At 46.1% G+C, this 23,382-nt stretch carries 22 protein-coding genes and 1 tRNA gene; 10 read left to right on the top strand and 13 right to left on the bottom strand.

Features of this window, described 5'->3' with window-relative positions:
- From SPIGRAPES_RS03790 to SPIGRAPES_RS03780, 3 genes are read left to right on the top strand one after another with little or no spacing between them, the layout of a single operon-like run.
- A complete protein-coding gene (locus SPIGRAPES_RS03790) occupies positions 1-1,230 on the top strand; it encodes an LL-diaminopimelate aminotransferase (protein ID WP_014269451.1) in 1,230 nt (409 codons plus the stop codon).
- Positions 1,227-2,492 carry a diaminopimelate decarboxylase gene (lysA, locus tag SPIGRAPES_RS03785; RefSeq protein WP_014269450.1) on the top strand — a complete coding sequence of 422 codons (1,266 nt, stop codon included), beginning with the start codon at positions 1,227-1,229 and terminating at the stop codon, positions 2,490-2,492. The genes SPIGRAPES_RS03790 and lysA overlap by 4 nt, the downstream gene beginning before the upstream one ends.
- Entirely contained in the window at positions 2,492-2,902 is a 411-nt protein-coding gene (locus SPIGRAPES_RS03780; RefSeq protein WP_014269449.1) for a YbgC/FadM family acyl-CoA thioesterase, read from the top strand. Before lysA ends, SPIGRAPES_RS03780 begins: the two co-directional genes overlap by 1 nt.
- A gap of 113 nt (positions 2,903-3,015) precedes the next feature.
- On the opposite strand, the gene SPIGRAPES_RS03775 is transcribed toward SPIGRAPES_RS03780, so the two are convergent.
- Positions 3,016-4,011 carry a hypothetical protein gene (locus tag SPIGRAPES_RS03775; protein ID WP_014269448.1) on the bottom strand — a complete coding sequence of 332 codons (996 nt, stop codon included), beginning with the start codon at positions 4,009-4,011 and terminating at the stop codon, positions 3,016-3,018.
- A gap of 111 nt (positions 4,012-4,122) precedes the next feature.
- Between SPIGRAPES_RS03775 and SPIGRAPES_RS03770 the strand changes: the two genes are divergently transcribed.
- Complete coding sequence (locus tag SPIGRAPES_RS03770) at positions 4,123-4,725, top strand: carbohydrate-binding family 9-like protein (RefSeq protein ID WP_014269447.1); 603 nt, start codon at positions 4,123-4,125, stop codon at positions 4,723-4,725.
- Here SPIGRAPES_RS03770 and SPIGRAPES_RS03765 read toward each other — a convergent pair.
- The 4 genes from SPIGRAPES_RS03765 to SPIGRAPES_RS03750 are packed head-to-tail and all read right to left on the bottom strand — an operon-like array spanning position 4,709 to position 7,204.
- The gene (locus SPIGRAPES_RS03765; RefSeq protein WP_014269446.1) at positions 4,709-5,506 is read right to left on the bottom strand and encodes a tRNA threonylcarbamoyladenosine dehydratase; all 798 of its coding nucleotides are present in this window, start codon (positions 5,504-5,506) and stop codon (positions 4,709-4,711) included. The two genes, SPIGRAPES_RS03770 and SPIGRAPES_RS03765, sit on opposite strands and share 17 nt — an antisense overlap.
- The gene (locus SPIGRAPES_RS16435) at positions 5,463-6,137 is read right to left on the bottom strand and encodes a TatD family hydrolase (protein WP_014269445.1); all 675 of its coding nucleotides are present in this window, start codon (positions 6,135-6,137) and stop codon (positions 5,463-5,465) included. The genes SPIGRAPES_RS03765 and SPIGRAPES_RS16435 overlap by 44 nt, the downstream gene beginning before the upstream one ends.
- Positions 6,138-6,173: 36 nt before the next feature.
- Positions 6,174-6,485, bottom strand: coding sequence for an AzlD domain-containing protein (locus SPIGRAPES_RS03755; RefSeq protein ID WP_014269444.1), 312 nt, complete (start codon positions 6,483-6,485; stop codon positions 6,174-6,176).
- Positions 6,482-7,204: an AzlC family ABC transporter permease gene (locus SPIGRAPES_RS03750; RefSeq protein WP_014269443.1), complete on the bottom strand. Its 723-nt coding sequence runs from the start codon at positions 7,202-7,204 to the stop codon at positions 6,482-6,484. Before SPIGRAPES_RS03750 ends, SPIGRAPES_RS03755 begins: the two co-directional genes overlap by 4 nt.
- 77 nt (positions 7,205-7,281) lie before the next feature.
- Between SPIGRAPES_RS03750 and SPIGRAPES_RS03745 the strand changes: the two genes are divergently transcribed.
- A complete protein-coding gene (locus tag SPIGRAPES_RS03745; protein ID WP_014269442.1) occupies positions 7,282-8,046 on the top strand; it encodes a hypothetical protein in 765 nt (254 codons plus the stop codon).
- Between the two features lie 237 nt (positions 8,047-8,283).
- Here SPIGRAPES_RS03745 and SPIGRAPES_RS03740 read toward each other — a convergent pair whose 3' ends face one another.
- The 7 genes from SPIGRAPES_RS03740 to SPIGRAPES_RS16425 all read right to left on the bottom strand — a co-directional run bounded on the left by SPIGRAPES_RS03740 (position 8,284) and on the right by SPIGRAPES_RS16425 (position 16,023).
- Positions 8,284-9,282, bottom strand: coding sequence for a bifunctional methionine sulfoxide reductase B/A protein (locus SPIGRAPES_RS03740; protein WP_014269441.1), 999 nt, complete (start codon positions 9,280-9,282; stop codon positions 8,284-8,286).
- 63 nt (positions 9,283-9,345) lie between these two features.
- Positions 9,346-10,242 (bottom strand): DUF1295 domain-containing protein, encoded by an 897-nt coding sequence (locus tag SPIGRAPES_RS03735; protein ID WP_155816649.1) that lies wholly within the window; start codon positions 10,240-10,242, stop codon positions 9,346-9,348.
- 57 nt (positions 10,243-10,299) lie between these two features.
- Positions 10,300-11,472, bottom strand: a complete 1,173-nt coding sequence (locus SPIGRAPES_RS16430; protein ID WP_014269439.1) for a GGDEF domain-containing protein — start codon at positions 11,470-11,472, stop codon at positions 10,300-10,302.
- 84 nt (positions 11,473-11,556) lie between these two features.
- Positions 11,557-12,006 (bottom strand): hypothetical protein, encoded by a 450-nt coding sequence (locus tag SPIGRAPES_RS03725; RefSeq protein WP_014269438.1) that lies wholly within the window; start codon positions 12,004-12,006, stop codon positions 11,557-11,559.
- 63 nt (positions 12,007-12,069) lie between these two features.
- On the bottom strand, positions 12,070-14,295 hold the full coding sequence (locus SPIGRAPES_RS03720; RefSeq protein ID WP_014269437.1) for a glycosyltransferase: 2,226 nt from the start codon (positions 14,293-14,295) through the stop codon (positions 12,070-12,072).
- Positions 14,292-15,353, bottom strand: coding sequence for a lysylphosphatidylglycerol synthase transmembrane domain-containing protein (locus SPIGRAPES_RS03715; RefSeq protein ID WP_014269436.1), 1,062 nt, complete (start codon positions 15,351-15,353; stop codon positions 14,292-14,294). The genes SPIGRAPES_RS03720 and SPIGRAPES_RS03715 overlap by 4 nt, the downstream gene beginning before the upstream one ends.
- Positions 15,325-16,023: a lysophospholipid acyltransferase family protein gene (locus tag SPIGRAPES_RS16425; protein ID WP_014269435.1), complete on the bottom strand. Its 699-nt coding sequence runs from the start codon at positions 16,021-16,023 to the stop codon at positions 15,325-15,327. Before SPIGRAPES_RS16425 ends, SPIGRAPES_RS03715 begins: the two co-directional genes overlap by 29 nt.
- Before the next feature lie 429 nt (positions 16,024-16,452).
- Between SPIGRAPES_RS16425 and SPIGRAPES_RS03700 the strand changes: the two genes are divergently transcribed.
- Positions 16,453-17,862, top strand: a complete 1,410-nt coding sequence (locus SPIGRAPES_RS03700) for a metallophosphoesterase family protein (RefSeq protein WP_014269433.1) — start codon at positions 16,453-16,455, stop codon at positions 17,860-17,862.
- 65 nt (positions 17,863-17,927) lie between these two features.
- On the opposite strand, the gene SPIGRAPES_RS03695 is transcribed toward SPIGRAPES_RS03700, so the two are convergent.
- A tRNA-Pro gene (locus SPIGRAPES_RS03695) sits at positions 17,928-18,001 on the bottom strand.
- A 172-nt stretch (positions 18,002-18,173) separates the two neighbouring features.
- On the opposite strand from SPIGRAPES_RS03695, the gene SPIGRAPES_RS03690 reads away from it, so the two are divergent.
- The 4 genes from SPIGRAPES_RS03690 to SPIGRAPES_RS03675 all read left to right on the top strand — a co-directional run bounded on the left by SPIGRAPES_RS03690 (position 18,174) and on the right by SPIGRAPES_RS03675 (position 23,377).
- Complete coding sequence (locus SPIGRAPES_RS03690) at positions 18,174-18,743, top strand: TetR/AcrR family transcriptional regulator (protein WP_014269432.1); 570 nt, start codon at positions 18,174-18,176, stop codon at positions 18,741-18,743.
- A gap of 139 nt (positions 18,744-18,882) precedes the next feature.
- On the top strand, positions 18,883-19,608 hold the full coding sequence (locus SPIGRAPES_RS03685) for a fimbria/pilus periplasmic chaperone (RefSeq protein WP_245535464.1): 726 nt from the start codon (positions 18,883-18,885) through the stop codon (positions 19,606-19,608).
- 43 nt (positions 19,609-19,651) lie between these two features.
- Complete coding sequence (locus tag SPIGRAPES_RS03680) at positions 19,652-22,948, top strand: fimbria/pilus outer membrane usher protein (protein ID WP_014269430.1); 3,297 nt, start codon at positions 19,652-19,654, stop codon at positions 22,946-22,948.
- Between the two features lie 108 nt (positions 22,949-23,056).
- The gene (locus SPIGRAPES_RS03675) at positions 23,057-23,377 is read left to right on the top strand and encodes a hypothetical protein (protein WP_014269429.1); all 321 of its coding nucleotides are present in this window, start codon (positions 23,057-23,059) and stop codon (positions 23,375-23,377) included.
- The last annotated feature ends 5 nt before the right edge of the window (positions 23,378-23,382 follow it).

The raw sequence follows: 23,382 nt of genomic DNA, 5'->3' as shown, positions 1-23,382 counted from the left end.
ATGGCCACGATAAACGAGAATTTCTCAAAACTGGCAAGCGGCTATCTGTTTCCTGAGATTGCCCGTCGTACTGCCCTCTGGCAGAAACAGCATCCTGAGGCCTCTGTTTTGAGACTTGGTATCGGAAACACAACCGAGGCCTTGAGTCCGGCGGTTTGCAAGGCCCTGCATGACAAGGTTGACCTGCTTTCCCATCGTGAAACCTATAGCGGGTATGGGGATGAACAGGGGGATACCTATCTGAGGGAACAGCTTGTATCGTATTACCACCAATACGGGGTCGATCTGGATCCGACAGAATTTTTTGTAAGCGACGGGGCAAAGAGCGATGCAGCCAATATCCAGGAGATATTTTCCAAGGACAATGTGGTTGCAATCCAGGACCCTGCCTATCCTGTGTATGTCGATAGCAATGTAGTAGGGGGAAGAACCGGGAGGTTCAATCCCGATACGCTCCGCTACGAAGGGTTTGTCTATCTTGCCAGCAATGAGGAAAACGGGTTTGTCCCCGATCCTCCCAAGCAGAAGGTCGATTTGATCTATCTGTGCAGCCCCAATAACCCGACTGGAGCTGTTGCCACTACTCAGCAACTGAAAGCCTTTGTCGACTATGCCCTTGAAAACAAGGCTGTGATACTATTTGACAGTGCCTACAGCGAATACATCACCGAAGAAGGATATCCTCATTCCATTTATGAAATTGAAAATGCAAAGAAGTGTGCGATAGAGATAAACAGTTTCTCCAAATTCTCAGGTTTTACCGGGGTTCGCCTTGGCTGGACAATCGTTCCGAAGGAACTTGAGTGTGAGGATGCCAGCTCTGGTGTGCTCAACAAGATGTGGAACCGCAGGCAGTGCACGTTTTTCAACGGGGCAAGCAATATCGCCCAGGCAGGAGGGTATGCCGCCCTCAGTGGCGAAGGTCTTCGCGAAAGCAGGGCCTTGGTCGCCTACTATATGGAAAATGCACGGTTAATCAGGGAAGGGCTTACACGCGCCGGTTTGACCGTATACGGCGGTATCAACAGCCCCTATATCTGGGCAAAGACACCCAACGACATGCCAAGCTGGGATTTTTTCGACCTGCTTTTGGATTCCTGCCATGTGGTAGTAACCCCCGGTAGCGGATTTGGTCCTTCCGGGGAACACTACATCAGGGTTTCTTCCTACGGGCACCGGGAAAACGTAGAAAAGGCGATGCAATCGATAGAGGAGAATTTACACGTATGAGCGAAAAGAAACTGCCGCTTCCCGATGAGAGGTTGCTTGAGCTGGCTTCCACTTTACAGACTCCCTTTTATCTCTATGATGAAAAGGCAATCGTGGAAAATGCCCGTCATTTCAAAGAGCTGTTCAGCTGGGCTCCTGGCTTTTGCAATTACTATGCAGTGAAGGCCTGTCCCAATCCGACAATCCTCTCGATTTTGGGCGCAGAGGGATTTGGAACCGATTGTTCTTCCCTTCCAGAATTGCTGCTCAGCAAAGCGAGCGGCATCGTGGGTGAACGCATTATGTTTACCAGCAACGATACCCCTGATCAAGAGTTTGTCGAAGCCTTCGAGCTGGGAGCCATTATCAACCTCGATGACATCACTCATATCGAGGCACTTGACCATGCCGTGAAAAAAGTACCTCCGGTGATATGTTTTCGGTATAACCCGGGGCCGGAAAGGACCGGAAATGCAATTATCGGTAACCCCGTAGAGGCAAAATACGGTGTCACGTCCGACCAGATTGTCGATTGCTACCGAATTATGCAGAAAAAAGGCGTTAAACGGTTCGGTCTCCATACCATGGTTGCCTCCAATGAACTGGACGGAACCTACATCATCGAGACAGCGAGAATGCTTTTCGAACTTTGTGTCCGTATTTACAGGGAAACAGGAATCCGTATCGAATTCATCGATATGGGAGGCGGTATCGGAATCCCCTACAGACCGGAACAAAAGGCAATGGACCTCAACCATGTCAGTGCTGAAATGAAAAAGCTGTACGAACAGATAGTAGTCCCTGCCGGTCTGGATCCCTTGAAAATAGTATTTGAGTGTGGACGTTGCATAACCGGGCCGTACGGCTATCTGGTAAGCAGGGTGCTCCATGTCACTAGGAAGTACAAGCATTATGTAGGGCTTGATGCCTCAATGGCCGATCTGATGCGGCCTGCACTCTACGGAGCCTACCATCATATCACGGTAGTGGGAAAACAGGACCAGAGCCTGGATCACACGTATGATGTGACCGGTTCGCTCTGTGAGAACAATGACAAGTTTGCAATTGACAGAATGCTTCCCAAAATCGAGAAAGGCGATCTTTTGGTGTTGCACGATGCCGGGGCCCATGGCCATTCGATGGGATTCAATTATAATGCGAAACTCCGTCCGGCAGAATACCTGCTTCGCACTGATGGTTCGCTTGTCATGATCCGTAGGAGGCAAACCTACGATGATTACGTTTCTTCCCTCAGGTTTGAGGGTGCCCCGGTGGCAATCTGATGTTTTGTCACCAGATACGAGTCTATTACAGCGATACTGACTGTGGGGGTATTGTCTACCACGGCCGGTATCTTGATTTTGCAGAACATGCAAGGACCGAATTGCTCCGGGTGGTTGCTTCCTCTGCAGAGGATGGCTCCCAGAGCCGTCTGATGGAAACTGAAAACCTTGCTTTCGTAGTCAAATCGATCAACATCGACTATGCGAAACCGGGAAAACTTGACGACCTGCTTGTCGTCGAAACCTCGGTTATCGAGGCAAAGCATTTTTCCCTTACGTTTTTGCAGATTGTGAAACGCGGGGAAGAAACTTTGTGTACCCTTAAGGTCAAGGTTGCCTCGATTAATCTCAAGACACTTCGCCCGGTTGCCCTGCCACCCTGGCTTGTCCCGGCATTCGAGGCCTTATAGGCCCTTTGCAGTGTTTTTTATTGATAACCAAGGGGGTTCCTTCCCAGGAAGGCCCCCCCCTTGGCATTTTGTTTACCGATTTGTAAAGCAATAGCACTATTGCTACACTTTCTCTATTTGATAGGCATGGAAACCAAAATTGAAGCACTTCCTATGCTACCCAGGCTCTCACCTTCTACGATGATATCATAGCGATGGGAACCTGCGGCGGGTATGCAGGTGTAGCTGAACCCTTCTGAAGACACAAAGTCACCCTCACAGTACCATAAAGCGGTTATCGTATCCTGAGAAACCCCTTCTGGAAGACTTTCGGGGGTAAAGGTCATGCATACTTCCTGTCCTGCAACAGGTTCTTGGGGTGTGCAGGCAATCGTTCCCTTCAATGGCATCATGGTATCGTTGATGATCGTGATGCTGAACGTAGTTGAGAGGTCGCCGATGATCAGCATCATTGAACCGGCAGTCTCTGTGTTTTCAATGATTCTGACAGCTTCTGCAGCACCACTGACCAGAACACCTTGGCTATACAGTTTTGCATGGAGCATATAGGAACCTGCCGGTAGGGTTTCTGCTGTCAAGACAGCTGTCCCGTGTTCCTTGTCTATGACGGCCGGCGATATACTTACTTCGTTTCCCCCTTGGTCAACGAGACTGATGTCAATAGAGACATCATCGGCTACTTGGTCGATCGGCCAGATAAAACCTACCGATAGACTGCCGTTTCCACTTAGTTCATCAAGGTTGAGGACAGCTGTAGCAGTAGCCTTGGATAGAATGGTCGAGGTAGTTCCCTTTGCCAGGATTGCTCCCTCGCTATTGAGGGCTTCTGCATGCAAGGTCCATTTCCCGATGGCAAGGTTGCCCAAGGTAATTGTTGTGTCTGTCGCATTGATATCAACAGTCCCCCCCTTTGGCCCTGTGCCTGTTATGTGGTAGGTATCGATAGCCATGGCCTCGGCAGAAGGGACCAGATTCCGTTGGACCTGGGTGAATTTGTCACAGGATAACCTGAGTACAAGGTTTCCGGTCTGAAAGACGTGGTCCTCGCAACCTGTGAGCAGGGCAAGTGCCAATAAGGGGATGATCAGAGTGTAGATGGTTTTTCTCATGCGGGTGAACTCCTTGGGATTTTTCTTCCTAAGGGAGAGAAAACCTTGATTTGCTTCAAAGCCAGTTGGAAAAAATCTCTTTTGTCAGCTATACTGCGCCGGGAGGATGGTATGGAAGAACAGATGGTAGTCCGTGTTGTAGCGAATGAAGTTTCGTGTGGTGTTCCCCTGTTACTCAGTCCAAGCTGGGATGAGGCTGAGGGAGTCCAGGTTTCATTGCGTCTCAATCATGATAGCAAGTATCTTACGGTACATTTCTCTGTTGTGGAAAAACAGCTGAGAAGAATGTGTACGAACCATAACGACCCGGTCTTTACGGATAGTTGTGTGGAGGTATTCCTCCAGAAGCAAGGGGAGGCTGAATATGTCAATTTTGAATTCAGTGCCAGCGGCAAGGTCCTTGTAGGGCGAGGGACTGGCAGACACGGTCGGACTCTGTTTCCCCTATCCTTCATAGAACAGATTCCCGTGACCGTGGCCATACTGGAAAACACCTTGGAGCAAAGTTTCTGGAAGCTGGATGCTTCTCTCGACCTATCCTTGTTCGGCCTTTGTGACGAAGGGCAAGATTTCAGTTCTTTACAGTTGAGGGGAAACTTCTACAAATGCGGCGATGGCCTGAAACAACCCCATTACCTGTCCTATGGACCTATTGGGACCTTGAAACCTGATTTCCATACCCCTTCGTTCTTTGTTCCTATCGTTTTGGAGTAACCGAGCAGACAGGTTCTCCCTTGAATACATCTCCCCCGATGAGGCGTTCCAGGGCAATATGGGCAAGGGTTTGGCCGAATATCGAGGTAATGGTGGGAAGACTTCCCAGAATATTGCGTTTTCGGCCAAGGTTTTGTACCTGATCCTTTGCATCGGGGTCAAAATCGTCTTGGGGGTCCAAATAGGTAAACCTGACCCGTTCAGGGGAAAATACAGCCTTGATTCCCTCTTTCACGCCTCTTTTGCGCAAATTTGACCTGACTTGCCTGGCCAAGGGGCAACCAAATGTATCCATGAGGTCGGCCGTCCTGATAAGTGAGGGGTCCCTTCTCAAGGCAGCCCCCATGCTGCTGACAATTGGAAGGTTTCGTTCATAGGCAGCTTGCAGAAGCGCACATTTCGGCCCTAATGAATCGATGGCATCTACAACTAGGTCTGTCTTTGGGTCAAGCACCAAATTGAGCGTCTCATCCTGCACAAAGAGAGACAGGATCTCTACCTCGCAATCTGGATTGATCGCATGCATCCTGGCCTTGGCTACCTCGGTTTTCTGTTGCCCCAACGTGTCATAGGTGGCCAAGATCTGCCTGTTGAGGTTTGTTATCCCCACCGTGTCGAAATCGACGAGGCGTACGTGCCCTATACCGCTTCGAACCAAGGACTCCAGGCATGTACCGCCAACTGCCCCAAGTCCCACGACAGTCACGGTTTTCTGGTGGAGACTCTCTACTACATCCTCACCGAGGAGTCTTGTTATCCGTAAGAATTGATCTGCATTCATAGCCTTTCCTTATCAAAGCATCCCTGTCCATGTCAAGCAGGCAGGCAAGGGTCCTGTAATGGTTTTCCAGCAAGAGGGAATAGGCAATGCTGTCGTTGCCTTGGTAATCTGTTTCAACGGCAACGGGGAGAGAGCTGAGTGCCGAAAGGTTTTTTCCTGTCTTTGTTTTAGTAATGGAAGGACCTAGAGAAAGGATGCAACCCAATCGCGAAGCTTCTTTTGCCGTTTCCAGGCTACCGGTAAAACCATGCCAGAGCAGGATAGGCCTACGAGCGCCTGCTCGCTTGAGCAGGGTAAGTGCTTTTTCATCCGACCGTACGATATGCAGCGTCACACTTCGGTTGAGCTCATAGGCAAGGTCCAGTGCAGAGGCAAGGAAAACTTCCTGTTTTTCACGGTCGGGAAATCGCTTATCCAGTCCAATCTCCCCGACCTGCAATAGAGGATGGGCAAGCAGATAGTCATGCAAGGCTTCAAGTGAAGGCAGAGGCCTGTTAGCCAGAGCTCCTACCCCTCCAATGGCCGGATAGGTAAGTAGCTCAAGTGATTGCCATTCACTGCTGTATGAAGTGCAATAGAGGGCATCACTGGAATTGTCTGTTTTGCTGAGATGCCTGTGTGCGTCAAACATGTCTGTATCCTAAGTTCACGTTTGCAATGAGTCAAGCTAGAGAACCAGTGCCAGATAGGTTATCAGGACACTGAATAGTATGGGGAAAATCATACCGCGTTTGAAGTAGGACAGCAAAAATGCAATACCGATTCCTAAAAGACCTGCATACCATCTGCCTTGGAAATCAGTGATTACCCCGGGGAATATCAAAGCCCCCAGCGCGGCAATCGGAAGCAGGCGTAGGCATTTTGCCAGAAATTTTGGCAGGCGGTCGAGGAAATTGGCATAATAGGGGAGCGCCCTTACAAGGAAGGTTGCCAAAGCGGTTACCAGAATATATATACATAGGGGAATTCCGTTTCTCATATCTGCTGTTCCTTCTCGAGGTCTGGGGTTAGGAAGGCGCCGAAAATAGAGGCAAGGAGCATTGCTAGGACGAAGGACCATCCTGCTCCCAGATGGAAATAGCAGACAAACAGGCTGTTGAGCAAGGCCGAGACAGCAGCGATTGCGAGAACCAGAAATCCTTTTTGGCGTAATTCTTGAGCAAAAAGGGAGCTGAACATGGCATAGAGGGTAACCCCTACTGCAAGTTGTAGTGCACGGGGAAGCACCATTCCTACCAGAAAGCCTACTGCTGTCCCGCTTACCCAGCCAAGGTAGGCTGTCAGCTCAAGGGCAAGCAGGTAATTTGAGGAGAGTAATCCGTTATGGAGAACTGCTACCGAGAATACCTCGTCGGTGGTCCCATGGGCGATTAATATCCTCCTGACTCCCCGTATGCCCCCTTCCAGTTTTTGGTTGAGTGCTGCCCCCATGAATGAATACCGTAGGTTTATCAGAAGAACCCCGATAAACATCTCAAAAATCAAGGCTCCGGAGGCAAGGAGGTTTACTGCAAGGAATTGCCCGCTCCCTGCAAAATTCGTCATGGAAAACAATACGGATTCCCAAAGGTTGAGACCTACGTTCCTGCAGATTATCGCGAAGGCCATAGCGGTAGGGAAATAGCCTATACATATAGGAATCCCGTCTTTTATGCCTGTTCTGGTGCTCAGGCTTTCTTGGAATTTTTCTGTTGCCATGGTTAATGATAGTACCTTTTTTGGAACCTTTCCTGCAAGGGATGTTTATGATACACTGAGCGTAAGGGAGATTTTTTATGGCTGTTTATCTAGAGAATACGGGTACTGAATTCCTCGCGAAGGATGGTTCGCTCGACCAAGAGCTTTTATTGCAATGGTTCAAAGAATCAAAGCGCATTGAAGCTGTTCAGGGGGCTTACTATAGCAAATTGTTTGACAGCGGGTTGGAAATTGTTTTCAGGACCGTAAACCAGGGTGATGATATTCAGATTGCAGGGGTCGATATGCATATGAGTGGCCGTTGTGTCTGGAATGCAAAGCCGCTTTCGACTGTTGGGATCGGAGAACCCTTACTTGTCTCCCTTTTGATGACCAATGCAGATGAGAACTGTGCGTTTGTCGCCGACCTCATCCATGCGGCTACCATCGATAAAATTGATGAAGATACTTCCCTGTCTTTGCAAGTCTGTGCATTTCCAAGGGCAATGGATGTCTATGACAGCAGGCAGGCCTATGAAGAAGCCGCCGCCGGGACAGCACTCCTGGACGAGGGGAAACTGCTTCCTTTCAACTATATCATGGCCCGCGATGAAAGCCTTGAGCAGAAGCAGCGTGACCAATATGAGGCCCAGGAAAAACTGATGCTGGTCTGCGGCCCTGTCCTTGCCGTAGAAAAAAGGGAACATGGGGAAAAAGATTCCTCTTGCCTGGTTGCCACCATACGTACCGAGATGGGGCATTTGGATTTGGTCTTTTCTGCCAAGCAGCTCATCCGGGATTTGAAGAAAGGTTCGTATGTGGTTGCTAGCTGTATCATAAGTGCCGATGTACTTTCACAATAGGGGTTAGGACGTTTGTTGACAGGATAGAATGCAATATCCCTAACGGTCCTATGGCAACCAAGCCAGTTTTGGCACAGACTTAGAAGGAGTGCGTTGCAAGCACTCCAGAAAGAGCTTTCAGACAGGTTTGCTCTCATCTCTATAACCGTTTCAGGTTACTGCACCCCCAGGTCGTCGATCGGCTCTGGGGGCAGGAAGTTGAAGGACACTGGTAAAGCGGTTCGTATTTCTTTGGGACTAGAATCGCTTGGTATAGGCATGACAGTAGGGAAGTGTTCCCTTATGCTCGTAATAATCCTGATGATAGTCCTCAGCAGGCCAGAATTTTGCGGCAGGCCTGACGGTGGTCGCAATCTTCATTCCTTTTTCCTCAAGGATTTTGATGAGTTTGACTGCGGTGTCGAACTCATGTCTGTTTCTATAGAAGATTGCCGAGAGATACTGGTTGCCGATATCGGGACCTTGTCCGTTAGTCTGGGTCGGGTCGTGGATTTCCAGAAAATATTTTGCAAGTTCCTCGTAAGAAATCTTGAGCGGGTCATACAACACTTCGACCGCTTCAAGGTGCCCTGTCTTGTGCGTCAGTACATCCTGATAGGTGGGATTTTCCTTTGTGCCCCCGGTATACCCGGAAACAACCGAATAGACTCCATTGAGTTTCTCAAGATAATATTCGACACCCCAGAAACAACCACCGGCAAACACTGCCCTGGCAACTGGGGAACCGCTTTTCAAAACCAATGAAATTGAGTTCACGCAATGGCGCGTATCCTTGTCGGTGAGTTTTTCCCCGATAAAGACATGCCCGAGGTGGGCCTGGCAGGTTGCACAGGTAATTTCGGTTCTCATTCCATCGGGGTCGCTGTGCCTTTCGACAGCAAACGGAATTTCCAGGTCAAAGGCTGGCCAGCCGCAGTCTGATTGGAACTTGTCCTTTGATGCATACAGCGGATCATTGCACTGCCTGCAGTAATAGGTACCTTCATCTGTGGTGTCTGTATATTCTCCGCTAAAGGCTCTTTCTGTTCCTTTGTCCAGGATGATCCTTGCCTCTGCAAGATTGAGCGGATGTAACAAATCCTGTGCGATCGGTTGAAAGGTGAAGCGATTATCTGTCTGCTGGGCCATATTACTATCTCCTTTTGGTACTTGATTTCTTTCACGCTGGGTAACAATGATGCCTATGCTCAAGGCGATGATAATGAGAATCAAGAGCAAAATGATGAATTTCCCCATATGATTCCTCCTGTTTTCCTATCTATCACTCAATATAGCAAAGAAATCATACATACGGTAACCCTACCAGGGCCGGAACAGGATGGGCCAGGTTTGTTTCTTATATTCTTTGTATTGCGGATACTTGCTTGTAGTAATCTGCTCGGTGAACACCGTAGACCCGATAAAGAGGAGGGTGAGCATCAACGGGCCCAATAGTGCAGGGCTGAACAAGGTCTTTGTTCCCGCTGCACAGAAAGCAAAAAGACTCCACCAGAATCCCAGTTCCCCAAGGTAGTTGGGGTGGCGGGACCGTAAAAAGAGACCGCTTGTCCTGAATCCTTTCTTATACTCCTCCTCAAGTTCTTTTTGTTTTGGCAACAATCCATATTTTGCCTGCTGGAAGGTGTATTGCTGCTGGTCTGCAAAGGTTTCAAGGGTAAGGAAGGCGAGCATAGCCACAGAAGAAACAAGTATGCCTGCAGATAAGGTCTTTTCAAGTGTTACTGTAAGAAAATAGAGGGGGAGGGTAAAGCAGACAAACAGCAATTGCTGGTAAAAGGCTATAAACAAAAGATTGAAAACCTGCCAGAGAAAACGGTTTGGAATGCGTTTTCTGAGAATGGACCAACGGTAATCCTCTGTATCTGCATACCCACCCCTGCGCGCAAAGTTTGCCGTCAGCCTGATTCCCCAGAGCGTGATAAGCATTGCTGCCACGGTAACAGAAGGGGAAAAGGATGCGTTGGATGCATAAATCCACGCAAAGCCTACAGGGACGGTGCTCCAAAGACGGTCAGTCCAGGAGTAATCCTCTGTTAAAAGGCCGAATAAAAAGCTTACAGAGGCATTTATACAGGTGAGCGTTGTGATAATCATGAGTGGATTGGTGGTTTTTACCGGGTATGCTGTCAGAATGGCAACAAAGGTCCCAAGCATAATGGTAAAAAAAAGCAAGACAGTTGTTTTTGGCTTTTTCATAGGGATTACTATATCCAACAGTGAGATTTCCTGCAATAAAAATGAAGCGAAGAAAAGCTAGGTACCCACTGCACAGTCTCCTCCTTGTTTCTTTGCCTGGTATAGATGGTTGTCTGCAATTCTCAATAATTCCTGTTTAGTAACCATTTCTTCGAAAAACACATAGCCGCAACTGATGGAAACCACAGGGTGTGGGGTATGTGTGAAGATTGAATCCCATGGATGTTGATGTACTGCTTCCATCAAGGACTGCAGGCACTTTCCTATACCATCTTTAGGAATATCAGTTACTACGATAAGGAATTCATCACCCCCCCAACGTCCGGTAAACCCCCCATCGGTAAAGAAGTTTTTGAAAAGACCTGCTAGGGCAATAAGTACGTTGTCACCATTTTCATGGCCTGTCTCATCATTGATAGCCTTGAAGGAATCGATGTCGATGAGCAAAAGAAGGTTCCCCCTGTCCAAGTCTTTGGAAACAAGGAGTGTGTCCAATTGTTTTTCGATGGTTGTCCTGTTGAAAATGCCTGTCATCCCATCGTTTTCGGCAAGGATTTTTAAATAGGCAAGCATTGTTTCCTTTTCCTCAGCATCCAGAAAAAGGTCATGTAAAAGTTTTTTGTATATTACTATCAGGATACAGAAGTTTATACCTGTAAGCAGGATCATCGTAATGATTTGAGACAGGCTCTGATTTCCCTCGGGAAGAAGAATGATGGGGTCTTTGAGAGGGAGTGTTGCCAAAAAGCGTATCAAATTGAAAGCAGCGAATAGAATATAGATTGCAATCATCATGCTGAACGTTCTTCGGAGCCAAGGGAGGGCTTTCCAGCCTTTTGCCAGAAGGGAAATATAGGCATAGGAAATGAACATGCAGGCGAGGCTGAAAAGCAAAGTGTTATACGCTTTCGGGAGTCCTAGGATGGTTACGGCAAGAGCCAAGGATGTAACTATCCCTGTATACGCATAATAAGGGGTTTTTTGTACATGGTACCCAATAGACTGCGATAAGCCAAAGAGAAAGAGGACAGAGCCTAGGGTGGATAAAAATATAAAGATATTTACCAAAAAAGGTAAATCGTACAGGCTTGCAAAACAAACAAAAACCAGAGAGACAGTTTGGGCCCATATGTTTTTAGTCCAGTAACCGAGTCCTGGTACCCTGTTTCTGAGATTGCTCCAGATTGTCAGCATAACAACGGAAAAGATGAACTGGTTAAGTATAACCATCACATTGATGGAGAAGTAATCTAATGTAATACAACCCCCCCCTCTTCAAATTCAACACTAATGATTCGGTTGTTTGTCTAGAAGTCAAATATGTGAGTTCTTCGATTTCTTCTGCAAGAAAACAGTAAGCAGATTGCCGGGAAACTGGTTTTGCTCGTAGAGTCTGCCCATTGCCAGACTTACTTGGAAAATTCCCAGAAAAAAGAATAAGACATGCAAAAATACCACAGCATTGAGCATCAGGCACTGGACGATTATCCATATGACAAGGGCGCCACCCAGGATTCCGCTGGAATATCCCCAATACTCCCAGCTTCGTTTAACCAGGATCGAACCGATGATATTTCCTACCCCGATTACAAAGAATAACAGTAGGCCTGGGATTAAGAAACTGGTGAATGGAGAGTTTTGCAGCATCTCCACAGAGGTTCCCAGGGGAGTTTGGGTATCAATTAGGCAAGCGAATCCCCCTGACATAGCTCCCACACCTAAAAATATATGGAGGCCGATTGACAAGGGCCGGATGATTTTCACTATCGCTCTCCTTCGTTTGTATGTATTCTACTACAGTATTATTCAATAGTGTAAATTCATTTTTCAAGATTCGCTTCGTTTCGAAGCATTGAGCAAAATTACCCTCCTGTACAGCGCCAAAACCCTTTCGGTGATACTTTCAACCGAATATTGCTTTGCAAATTCCCTGCTATTACCTGACATTTCCGAAAGGAGTTCTGCATCCTCGAGGATTTTTTTTACGGTTTCCGCCCATATATTCGTACTTTCCGGGACTTTGAATCCGTTTACCCCGTCATGCACAACATCATAGACTCCACTGGAGCGAATAGCTACAACGGGACAGCCTCCGGCCATTGCCTCGAGTAAAACCATCCCTTGGGTTTCCGAGGTCGAGGCAAAAACAAACAGATCTGCGGCCAGATAGCATCTGACAACTTCAGAAGGGGCAAGTTTTCCCAGAAACAGAATGGTGTCTTGCATCCCCATTGCCTTGACTTTTGCTTCAAGGCGTTTTCTTTCTGGTCCATCACCGATCAAAATGCAGGTAAATTTCTTTGAGGACGTTGCTTTGAGTTTCTCAAGGGCAACTACCAGGAAATCAAGGTTTTTCTCTTCCGCAATTCTCGAAACACTGATAAGAAGGTTTTCGCCTGGACGTACATACGCTGCTCTTGTTTGTTCGATCTGCTCAGCTGTCCATTGCCCGTAGGCCTCGATATTGATCCCAGTCGGGATGGTTTCGATGATTGCACTGACTCCTAGATTCCTCAGATATTCTTCGGTGGAGGAGGAGGGGGCTATGATTGCATCACACCGGTTGGCAAAATGTTTTATCATCAGGTGTATCAAAAAATTCTTAACCATCATTCCTGGCCCGAAAAGATATTGGGTATAGCGCTCAAGTCGGGTGTGGTAGGTCATGACCACCGGTAATTTCGCTCTTTTTGCATACAAGAGGGCAGTCCATCCAAGCATAAACGGATGATGTACATGGATGATATCTGCCTTGAATTTCCTAAAGACCTTGCCTATCTCCCTGTTGAAAATATTGACTGCTGGGAATTCTCCTCTTTTTGTATAGAAAAGGACTGGGCACCTGTACACGGAACCATCGCTGGGGTCGTCCCAGTTCTGCAGGTAGCTGGGTGCGAAGATCAACACAGTGTTACCCCTTGCAAGCAGGCCTTTGTGCAGTCTGTCGATGGAAAGGGGTACTCCTCCGATGAAGGGGAGGTAGTTGTTGGTAAACATGGCAATGCGTAAGGGGGTACCGAATGATGCTTCCTCATCAATATTGAAATCCCGATAAAGGTGTTGTTGCTTGAGAACCTTCGAATAGAACAGCAGGGAAAAAAGGGTGAAAATCCCGATGATCACCAGGATGTTGAAAATACTCATGTAAAAAAGTGAGTGCAGATAGAGTTTGAGGGTTTCTACTTTTTCCCTTATGGGACTGAACCGATTGGGAGCGGTAATGTTTGTGCATGAGAAACCTTGCGGGTTTACCATGACTTTGACAAACTGGTAGGGTTGTTCGTTATCCAGTAATAAACCACCACCTCCACTCGATACAACGTAACGAACGCCACCGACGGATTGCTGGCTGTTTGTGTGGTAGCCGGTAGAGAATACCGAGGTTACCTCATATTGGGAAAAGAGCTGCTGCAATGTCTTGCTCGTTTTGGCGTCTACTGTATATTTTGAGGAATTCTCACTGGCTACTTTTTCCTGCGGGAGCAAAGAATGTCCAAGGAATACAAACCGGTAAGGGTAGTTTTTTGCCGTTTCCAATTCTTGGTTCAGCCAATGCAGCTGCCATTTCCAAGAGGTTATCCCTGTTGAATCCAGAAAAATGAAGTACGCGTTATCAAGATGGTAGGAATAAAAATAGGGACCGAAATGCTGGTAGAAATTATTTGATCCAAAGTCAGCTACCTCATTGTTCCCAGGGACCAAAATATAGGGAATGTCCAGCTTGGTCAGGCCGCGGTGGAGTAATCTATATTTTCCTTCTGCCCCATCGAATACTGCATTCCCGACCGATATCAGGAAATCTACGTTCTCATCCTGCATCAAAGGAACGATGCGGTCACTAAAGATTCTCATGGAATTGTCAATATTTCCCACTACAGCAAAGGAAAAGGTTGTCTGACCTATGAGCTTTGTCTCGATGGTTTCGATATTCACTGCGTTCAGTGACTGGTAGTCCTTTTCATAAATGGAAAGATAAATTCGATACCCTATCAAAATTGAGAGGAAAATGGTTACCAGGATAAAATATATGTGCAGTTTTTGTCGTTTACTCATTTGCCCAGGACCTTCCTTTTCCTGAAAAACTCATAGGCAAATATGAATATCCCTACGATTACGCCAATATAGATGGTCAAAAAACGCCAAGAGATCGTCAAGGCCATTATGTCTTGGCTTCGGACAAGCTGGGAAAAGAGCAAGCCATATCCTCCTTCTTCGATTCCTGTAGCTCCAGGGGTAGGGGCGAAGTACATGAAAAATGTTACCACTACCTGTACGGCCAGAACGGTAAGCATGGGGATTTTATAACCCAGGGCAGAAATGAGTACAATCGAGAAGGAAAAAAGGAACAGAAGGAAAATTACGGTCCATAAAACCGAACTGGCAGCCCAGATTCCTCCTTTTTTGAAGAAATGAGCGAATCCCTGGGAGAAGCTGTCGATTTCTTTTTCTATTTTCTCATACATTGTTTCCATATGGGCAACAGAGAGCAACCTCATTCTTTTCAACAAATACAGGATTGCCTTGACTCCCTTTTTTATCATGTTTGGCCAGAAGGTTATGAGAAGAAGGAAGAGTACGACCGCGCAGGAAACTGCTGAGATTGCAACAAGCACATGCCTATGCATAAACGCTTTGAATTCGTTTGGTTCGAGCCAGATAATGAGGGGCGTGAGGGTGAACAGAATCATAGCAGAGAGGATGGTACGGATCGAGGTAGCTGCCGTTGCTTCCCCTAGTGATATACCCTTTTTGGCCATGAAATACACTTGGATAAAACCGCCTCCTGTAGCAAGGGGGGTAACGTTCGAAATGAAGATGTTGATAAAGACGAGCTTTATGATATAAAGGAATGAAAGAGTATTTCCCATTGCCTTTATCACACTGTAGAGACGCAAAGCGTCAGCGAGATAATAACCGAGCAATAAAAAGACAACGGTTGTAATTACAGGTAATGAGAACAATTGGGAAGGAATGTGCAATTTTCCCTGTGAAAAATGGCGATGAAGAAAATACATCGTACCAAGCGATAGCGCAAAGAATAGGAGAATAAGGCCGACATATCCAAAGATTTTACCTTTTGTGTCAGGAAACTTGTCCTTTGATGGTGGCATTGACCTTCCTCCTTTTGTTTTTTTCAACTTTTGTTTCCGCCTGAATGCTGAGTGCCGAGATTTCCTTGGTGGCACGTTCTTCCCAGACTTTGACTTGACCTCCCCTGAGGTTGGGTGGCAGGTCTATCGGTTCCCCAAAGATCATACAGACTTTTGCAAAAGGTAAGGGTATTTCCCTTAAATCCCACCTTCCTTTGAGGACTATCTTGCCTCGTATACCGACAGAAACAGGTAAAAGTGAATAGCCGAGGGCTGATGCGATTCTCACTACTCCGCTTTTTACCTGGCAGGCAGGTCCGAGTGGTCCGTCAGATGCTGTTCCGCACATGTTCTTTGCAGACATTGCCTCTCTCATAAGGTTATACGAATTACGATTTGGCTCATCTGGAATCTGTGCATTGTAAAAACCAAATTTCCTACAGATTTCGGTAATCACATTCCCTCTTTCCGATTGGTTTGTAATGACACAGGCATCATATCCTTTTAAAAGAGGGAAGATGGGAATGTATTTGCCATGCCAGAAACAGAGGAGGCAATGCTTGTTCTCGGCATAGAGCCGGTCAAGAATCTCTTGTCCCTCAATTTCTACCTTCCAGGTTTTTCTCATCAGGACCAATGACTTATAGAATATTGCACCTTGCAGCCTTACTGCAAAAGATTGTTTTTCCATACTTGTTTTCGATGCCTACACGTTTGCAAATGGTTTGGTCGTACTGATTGTGCAGGTAATACTCCTTATCAATTGGATGGGTTTTCACCGCTGGCTAAGGTCAATTCTGTTCCTGCTCGAAAAGGACGGTGAGAGATGGCGAAACTTTGGACAGCTACGATAGTGAAAAAGTATCAGGCTGCTTCGCGATTTCTCCAATACAAAGTCCTAAAGACAGGATACGTCCGCCCTTCATCCTCGGTCAAGCCATTTCAGAAAGTGATTTTTTTGAAAATTTGTTCAAAATGCAGTGAAAAAGTTCTGGTTAGAGGAATGAATGCAAACAACGAAACAACGAACACAAACAACGAATACAACGAATACAAATCAAGTATTTGTTGCCAAACGTACGGTCAGGAGATACTGTATAAGTTGCAATAAGGGGAGAAAATGAAACAAAACAAGGACAAACCTCACTCTGGAATCACCGATAGAATTGTTATGTTGCTTAGCTTTGCCATGATTGTTTTGGTAATCTGGATTGCCTTACAGAGGAGAAACCTTGCATTGTTTGCCTGGAATCCTATGTATGGGAATCTATTCATTGGTTTGGTTGTCCTGTCCTTGTGCATTCCCTTCTTGGTTTTCCTCGACAGAAAAAGGAACAAGAAAAAGGGCAAGCCCCGTTCTATAGGGGTTCTATCCTATTGCGTAGTTCTCCTTGGACTTGTCATTGCCATTGGATTCCCTGCCTTTGAGGGTAGTTTTTCCAAGTCTGCGGATAAGAAACCCCAGTTGATGTTGCTTGATGTAAATAGCTCAAGGCAATCTCCGGATGTAGGGCTTGTCTGGTATTCTGAAAAGCCGGGTAGAGGGAAGCTTTCCTATGGGATTGCCCCTGATAGATTGGATACGACAGTGGCCGAAGAGAAAGAGGGGAAAACCCATGCTTTGGCAATGACCGGCCTGCAAAGAGGCGAAACGTACTATTATGCGACGGAAGCCGACACCGAGATTCACTCTTTTTCGTATTTTCCTGAGTTTGAGGGTGGAATTCGCCTATCTGTAAGTTCTGATGCCCATGTGGGGGCTGGTACCAATAATCTGGAAGCTACCAGGGATATCCTTGCGGGAGTGACGGATTCTTCCAATAGGTATTCCGTGTTTTGCAACCTCGGAGACGTTGTAGAGATGGGGAACAGTGATACACAAATCTCAGAGCAGATTGCTTTTTTCTCTCCCTTTACTACCTCGATTCCCCTTATACAGGTTTTGGGAAACCATGATGGTTGGTTTGGTGGCCATGCGCTCTGGAGAAAGTTTTACTATCCTGAGGTTCTGAGAGGCGACAAACAGCTCTATCATAGGTTTGATCTCTCCGATTCCATCCATGTGTTTAGCCTTGACCTTGAGTGGGGTGTCGAATCCTATATGGCCGACCAAAAAAAGTGGTTCACTGCACAGCTCGATTCCCTCGATCCCGATGATGTGATTGTGGTAATGGACCATGCATATTTCTTTGCTTCGAGTACCGAGTACCAAGGGGTTCCCTGGTATGATAACAAGGAGATGATCGATACGTTCCACCAACTCTTTATCGACCATGGTGTAGATTTGGTATTCTCCGGCCACGATCACCAGATGGAACATATTTCACAGGATGGGGTCGACTATTTTATTGTTGGTGCTTTAGGCGGGGAGTTTGACGATGAGCCTACCTACCTTTCGGCTGGGTCGCTTTTCAGGGATTTTGCCCACCATGGATATGCAGATGTGCTTCTCAAAGATTCCCAAGTTTCGGTTTCTTTTCGTAAAAGCGATGGATCTGTACTGTATTCATGGGAAAAGGACTTGCCCTGAGCCAATTCCTTGAAACTGCAGGCATACAAAAAAGGGAGCTGAAATCAGCTCCCTTCTGTTTAAATTCGGGCTGGACGGATTTGAACCGTCGACCCCTAGTCCCCCAGACTAGTACGCTAAACCCCTGCGCTACAACCCGGAATATATATCGGCTATCCGACAGGAAGGAAACATAGCATAGTTACAGTATTGTGTCAATAAAGAACGAAAACAGTAAAAAAAAAGAACCGGATTTATACAATTTCCTGTTAGGATATAGTCGACTAGTGAAAAAATCTATACTTTATAGTCTGAAGACTAGGAGAAAATGAATGGCACAGATGACAAAATTGGCGTTATCCCAATCACTTAGACAGTTAATGAGTGAAAGGACCCTTGATAAAATTACAGTAAAGGAAGTGGTAGCGCGGTGTGGTGTAAACCGACAGACTTTTTATTATCATTTCAAGGATATATATGATTTGCTCGATTGGATGTTTGCCCATGATGGGGAAGAGTTTGCCCGTAAATATCCCCGGATTGATATTGATGATGATGGACAGAATACTATGATAGCCATCTGTAAGAGTCTCAAAGACCACCGCGAGGTAACCATTAATGTATATCATAGCCTTGGGCGAGAGAGGCTTGATAGATATCTTTGTCGTGAAGCGTATAAACTGCTCTATCAGAGCATAAAAGTCAAAGGCGATGCCTTAGGGGTTTCTGATGAGAATTGCAGGTTGCTGGCAAATTTTTATAAGCATGCCTTTGTGGGGATAACCTTGGATTGGGTTCAGGATGGGATGGCCGGTGATATCGAAGATATTGTATCTCGCTTTCATCCAATACTCAGTGGAACCTTCGATTCAGCATTAAAAAGGATGGCAATGTCGCATTGAGACATATTTTTTTTTGGGTGAGACATTTCCATACTTGATGAATTGATTTCTATGGCGTACACTATCGCATACAGTTTATAACAAAAGTGAGCGCATAATGAACGTTAGAAAAACAAGTAGGCAACGAATTTTTGTACTGATGTCATTAACTTTTATGTTGACGGTAGGTAATCTTTTTGCTTATCAGTTCTCTCCTTTGGAACAAGTCTTTGGACCTACAGGGGCTGAAAGCACCAAGACCTATACTATACTCAACGATGGCGATGATTCTATTGCAATAGAAATCTCAGCAATGTTTAGGGATCAGGATGAGCTTGGTGCTGAAATCAATACTCCGGCAACGGCGTATTTTTCTATCGTTCCCAACAAGGTAATCGTTAAGCCCCAGAGCAGCCAGATTGTCAGGGTGCAATATCGTGGCCCTAAAACAGTAACCAATGAATTGGCGTTCAGATTGAAGGCTGAGCAGATTCCCTACTCAAAAGGAAAGGACAGTACTGAAAAGGGCATGTTCAACTTTTTGTACATATACACAACCAGTCTCTATGTTTCTCCTTCAAAAGCAATTGAGAATATAATGGTAAGGTCTATCGTTCCTACTGTGGCAGATGATGGTGCAGAGACAATGGCCATTACTGTTTCCAATCTAGGCAACGTACACCAGTTGCTTGTTGCCAGCATCCTGGAGATAACCGATAGTAAAGGTAATTCCGTTACCCTGGAAGGGACAGAAGCGCTTTCGGGATTCGATGGCATGAATGTGCTCGCAAAAAAGACAGTAACGAAACAAGTTCCTTGGCCGGCAGTACTTTCCCGGGAACCTGGGGTTACCTATAAGTCCAAACTTACATATACTAGCAATTAACGGGGAATATATTTGATATTTCTTGAAAAGGAATAGTTGTTGCATGAAAATTAAAAGGACCGCACAAAGTGTTTTTTTACTTGTTTCTACTGTGCTAACGGTCCTTTTTTTGTCCTCTTTTTTTATTACCTGCTTTACTGTGAGACCGGTAATCGAGTCTGAACCAGAAGCCCAGCCTATTGCCACGGGTCCTCAAATCATCCCTGTATATACAGTAGAAATTGAGCCTCCAGTCAACTATCAGCCTACGATAGCCTCTACGATTGATGAGGTTCAGCAAGTTACCGCCTCTGTTGAAAGCAAGGTTTTGCCTGAGGAGGTTGCAACTGTCGGAGCTTTACCTGAGCCCAACCATCTTTTCCAGCCTGAACAACCACCCGTAAAAGAAATTATACCAGAGGTTGAGGAACCACCTGAGCAGAGCATACAGATTGTGGACCCGATTAAGATACCTGGTCTGCCTGTTTTCGGTAGTGTCCATACCACGTTGCTCGTTCCTCCTCCCCCTACCTTTTTTGAGCCTTCGGTGTATACCCTCGATGATTATGACTCATTCGTTGCCCCTGTGATGTTGGAAGCAGCCCCTGAGGAAGAAGACCCCTTTGCAGACTTCTTTGTCAGCGGTGAGGATTCGACCATAGCATTTGACAATGGCCTGTATTTCTTGGGCTTATTTGTAAATAAAGAATATGTCGGGGATATTGAGGCTGAATTTAATGATGGTGTCCAAAGTCTGAATACGTCTGATTTGTCACTGTTTATTGGTGATTACATAACTGACAAAACCTATGAACTTCTTTTTTCTGATGCGCTTCCCTTTATTTCGATCGAGGAGCTGAACAACAGGGGAGTCGAGACAGTCTTTGACAGCACCGATTTTTCCGTTGACATGACTTTTGATGTCGAAGAGATGCCAGTCAAGACGATTAGCATAAATGGAGGTACGTTGAACCGCAGGGATGCTTATTCCTTGAGTGGTGCAATAGTTCTGGACCCTGCAAAATTTTCTGTCGTAACATCCCTTGGCTTCTACTCCAATTTCGAATATCCCTCTGATTTCTCTGCTTTGGATAGCAAGCTTTTAAGTCTTTCGGTCTCCCATAAGCTGGCTTTCTGGAATCTTGGCTTTGATGTTTCCTATTCTTTGTCTTCCAACAGCCCCTTATTCGGTTTTGGGTCTTGGCAGGGGTTCTATGATTTTGTTGAAACCAGCCAACGCCTGACTTTCGGAAATGTAGGTTCGAACCTAAGCGAAATCAATTCTTCCTCCAATGACTATGGAACGGTGACCAGTGTAGGCGTTGTTTTCGATAAGGATTATTCCTATGGAACGGATGCTGCAAAGGGAAACCAATTTGAGTACAGCATTGTATTGGTTGAAGACTCGAATGTTACGATTGAGATAAACGGCAAAGAAATCTATAACCGGGATTTCAGTGCAGGTACCTATCGGCTTAAGGACTTTGTGTTTACCCAAGGCGTCAATATGGCAAAGGTTACCATTACCCCTGATGCCAGGCCAAATGATACGACAGTCCAATATTTCGATCTTGGTTATGACTATCGGCTTTTGGGGAAAGGTGATAGTGTCTACGGGTTCAGTTTCAGTGTTCCACGGGTCGTCGAAAGTACTAAAATGGGAACTATCAGCCTACCTTGGCTTAATGACAAGTATCTTTCCTATTTCCTTGGAAATTGGACGGCAACCTATTGGCAGCAGACAGGGATGACTAATGCATTCACGCTTTCCTCTGATATTTCCATAACTCCCGGTATTTTTAGAGGAACTGTCAGTGGTGTCTTTGCCTCGACAATTGGCACGACCCAGCTGCAGATGACCCTTGGACTCGATGTAAGCAATAAAGAACCAGATCTCTCTGCTTCGATAAGCCACCGTTTCAGTGTTCCCTATGATAGCAATTTTGGATCGCTGAGCCTGGGATTCAGTTTTTCAAGGTCCTCTGTACTTTTGACCTCAACGGATGCTGCAACACGTTATATGACTTCCAATATTTCCTATTCAGGGAGCTTTGCAAAAGGCTTCAATTATTCTGTGACCGGTTCCCTGACAAAGGATTCAGCCTTTACTGCCCCCTCTTGGTCGTTGACGTTCTCGTCAGGTTTTTCTCCCTTTGACAATTTCTCCATAAGTGGGTCAGTCACTGCTTCTGCCTCAGCTTTGGATGTTTGGAACCCCATCGTAACCGCCCAGATTTCTGGTTCTTACTCATTTAATGATAAGCTCAGTTCAAGTGCAGCCTCTTCCGCTTCTTTTAATCCTTTGTCAATAATATCTTCCTTTGGACTTTCCTATCGTCCTTCGGATACTGACAGTGTGTCCCTTTCTCTCAGTGGAGTGGACTTCAAGACTACAGAAGACCAGTCTTTGCAGGCTACCTGGACACATTCCGGAGAGTATGCTTCCTTTACCTTCAAGCAACAGGCCTATGAATCCTATAATAAAATGTCGACTATGATCTCTGCAAACACCTATGTTGCCTATGCCGATGGTGCTTTTGGCTTAGGGAAAACGGTGAATGAGGCATTTCTGCTGGTCAAACCTGTGGGTGAATTACGCAGTGCAGAGATTTCGATAGCACGGAGTCTGGACTCGTCTCCCGTGTATCTGAAGAGACCATTGGGAAGTGCCCTCTATAACAACATCACTACCAATACCCGAAACAGCATCGTTGTCTTTGGTACCAGCTCTTCTATGTTTGGCGCGGGAACATCTTCGGTATATGAAATAAATCCAAGAAGCAGACAAGCTTTTGTAGCTACCATTGATATTGCAGCAACCTACACGGTCAGTGGAATCTTATACCAGGCCGACCATACCCCGTATGTCCAGTATTCCTCTCCTGTCTATGATGTAACTATAGGACCGGATGGAATAGAGGTGATAACACCTGATGAAGAACTATATCTCTTTACCGACATTGATGGCCGTTATATTCTCTCTGACGTTAATCCAGGAAACTACCTGTTTGACTTGGATGTTGATGGACTGTGGTATGCCGTCCGTTTCAGTATTCCTGAACCTGAGGAAGGCAAAGTTGAAAAGAAGAGGGTTTTTGAGCTGGAAGACTTCTGGGTTTCCGATCCTCAGATTCAACAACGGCTGATAGTACGTGATCAAACCGGGAAGCAGGTAGATGCTACCGAGGATGTTTTCGGGACCTCTCTGGCAACTGGATATGATGCTTCCATAACATTGAATACACAAAGACAGCTTGATGATGATACGTTCTGGTCGGAAGTATTCCCGTCTTTTGAGGAAAGCCAACCCGTCGAGGAAGAGGCTGCTGTGGTGAAACCAGTCCTTAACGTGGCTCCTTGATTGTCTTTGAACGGGCCAAAAGATTAAATCCATTTTCGTCACTTGACAGTAAAACCTAAAAGTTAGAGTATTAAACTCGCAATTGAATTCCAAAGAGGGAGCATCAAGATGCGTAGCGAAATTATCAACGAAGTCCTCACCGTAGAGGATCGGGCCCAGAAAATCATCAATGATGCAAACACCATAAGCAGGGAAATGCTTATCGAGGCCCAGTCGAAAGCCAATGCTCTGGTTAAAGACTCTTTGAAAACTGTACGCGACCTGCATAAGATCGAACTTTCCAAGGCAGAAGAAGAAGCTGCAAGGCTTTTGGAAGAGACGGAGTCAAATCTTGATAGCTCCATTGAGTTGAATGATAAACGTCTCGATGATATTGCCGACAGAATCGTCTCTTTGGTTTCCAAGACGAATCTGTTTGGAGAAGCATAATAACC

This window comes from Sphaerochaeta pleomorpha str. Grapes (assembly GCF_000236685.1).
In the GTDB taxonomy this organism is placed as follows: Bacteria; Spirochaetota; Spirochaetia; order Sphaerochaetales; family Sphaerochaetaceae; genus Sphaerochaeta; species Sphaerochaeta pleomorpha.
The sequence above is the reverse complement of the archived record's forward strand: the minus strand, read 5'-3'. Positions and strand labels throughout refer to the sequence as shown.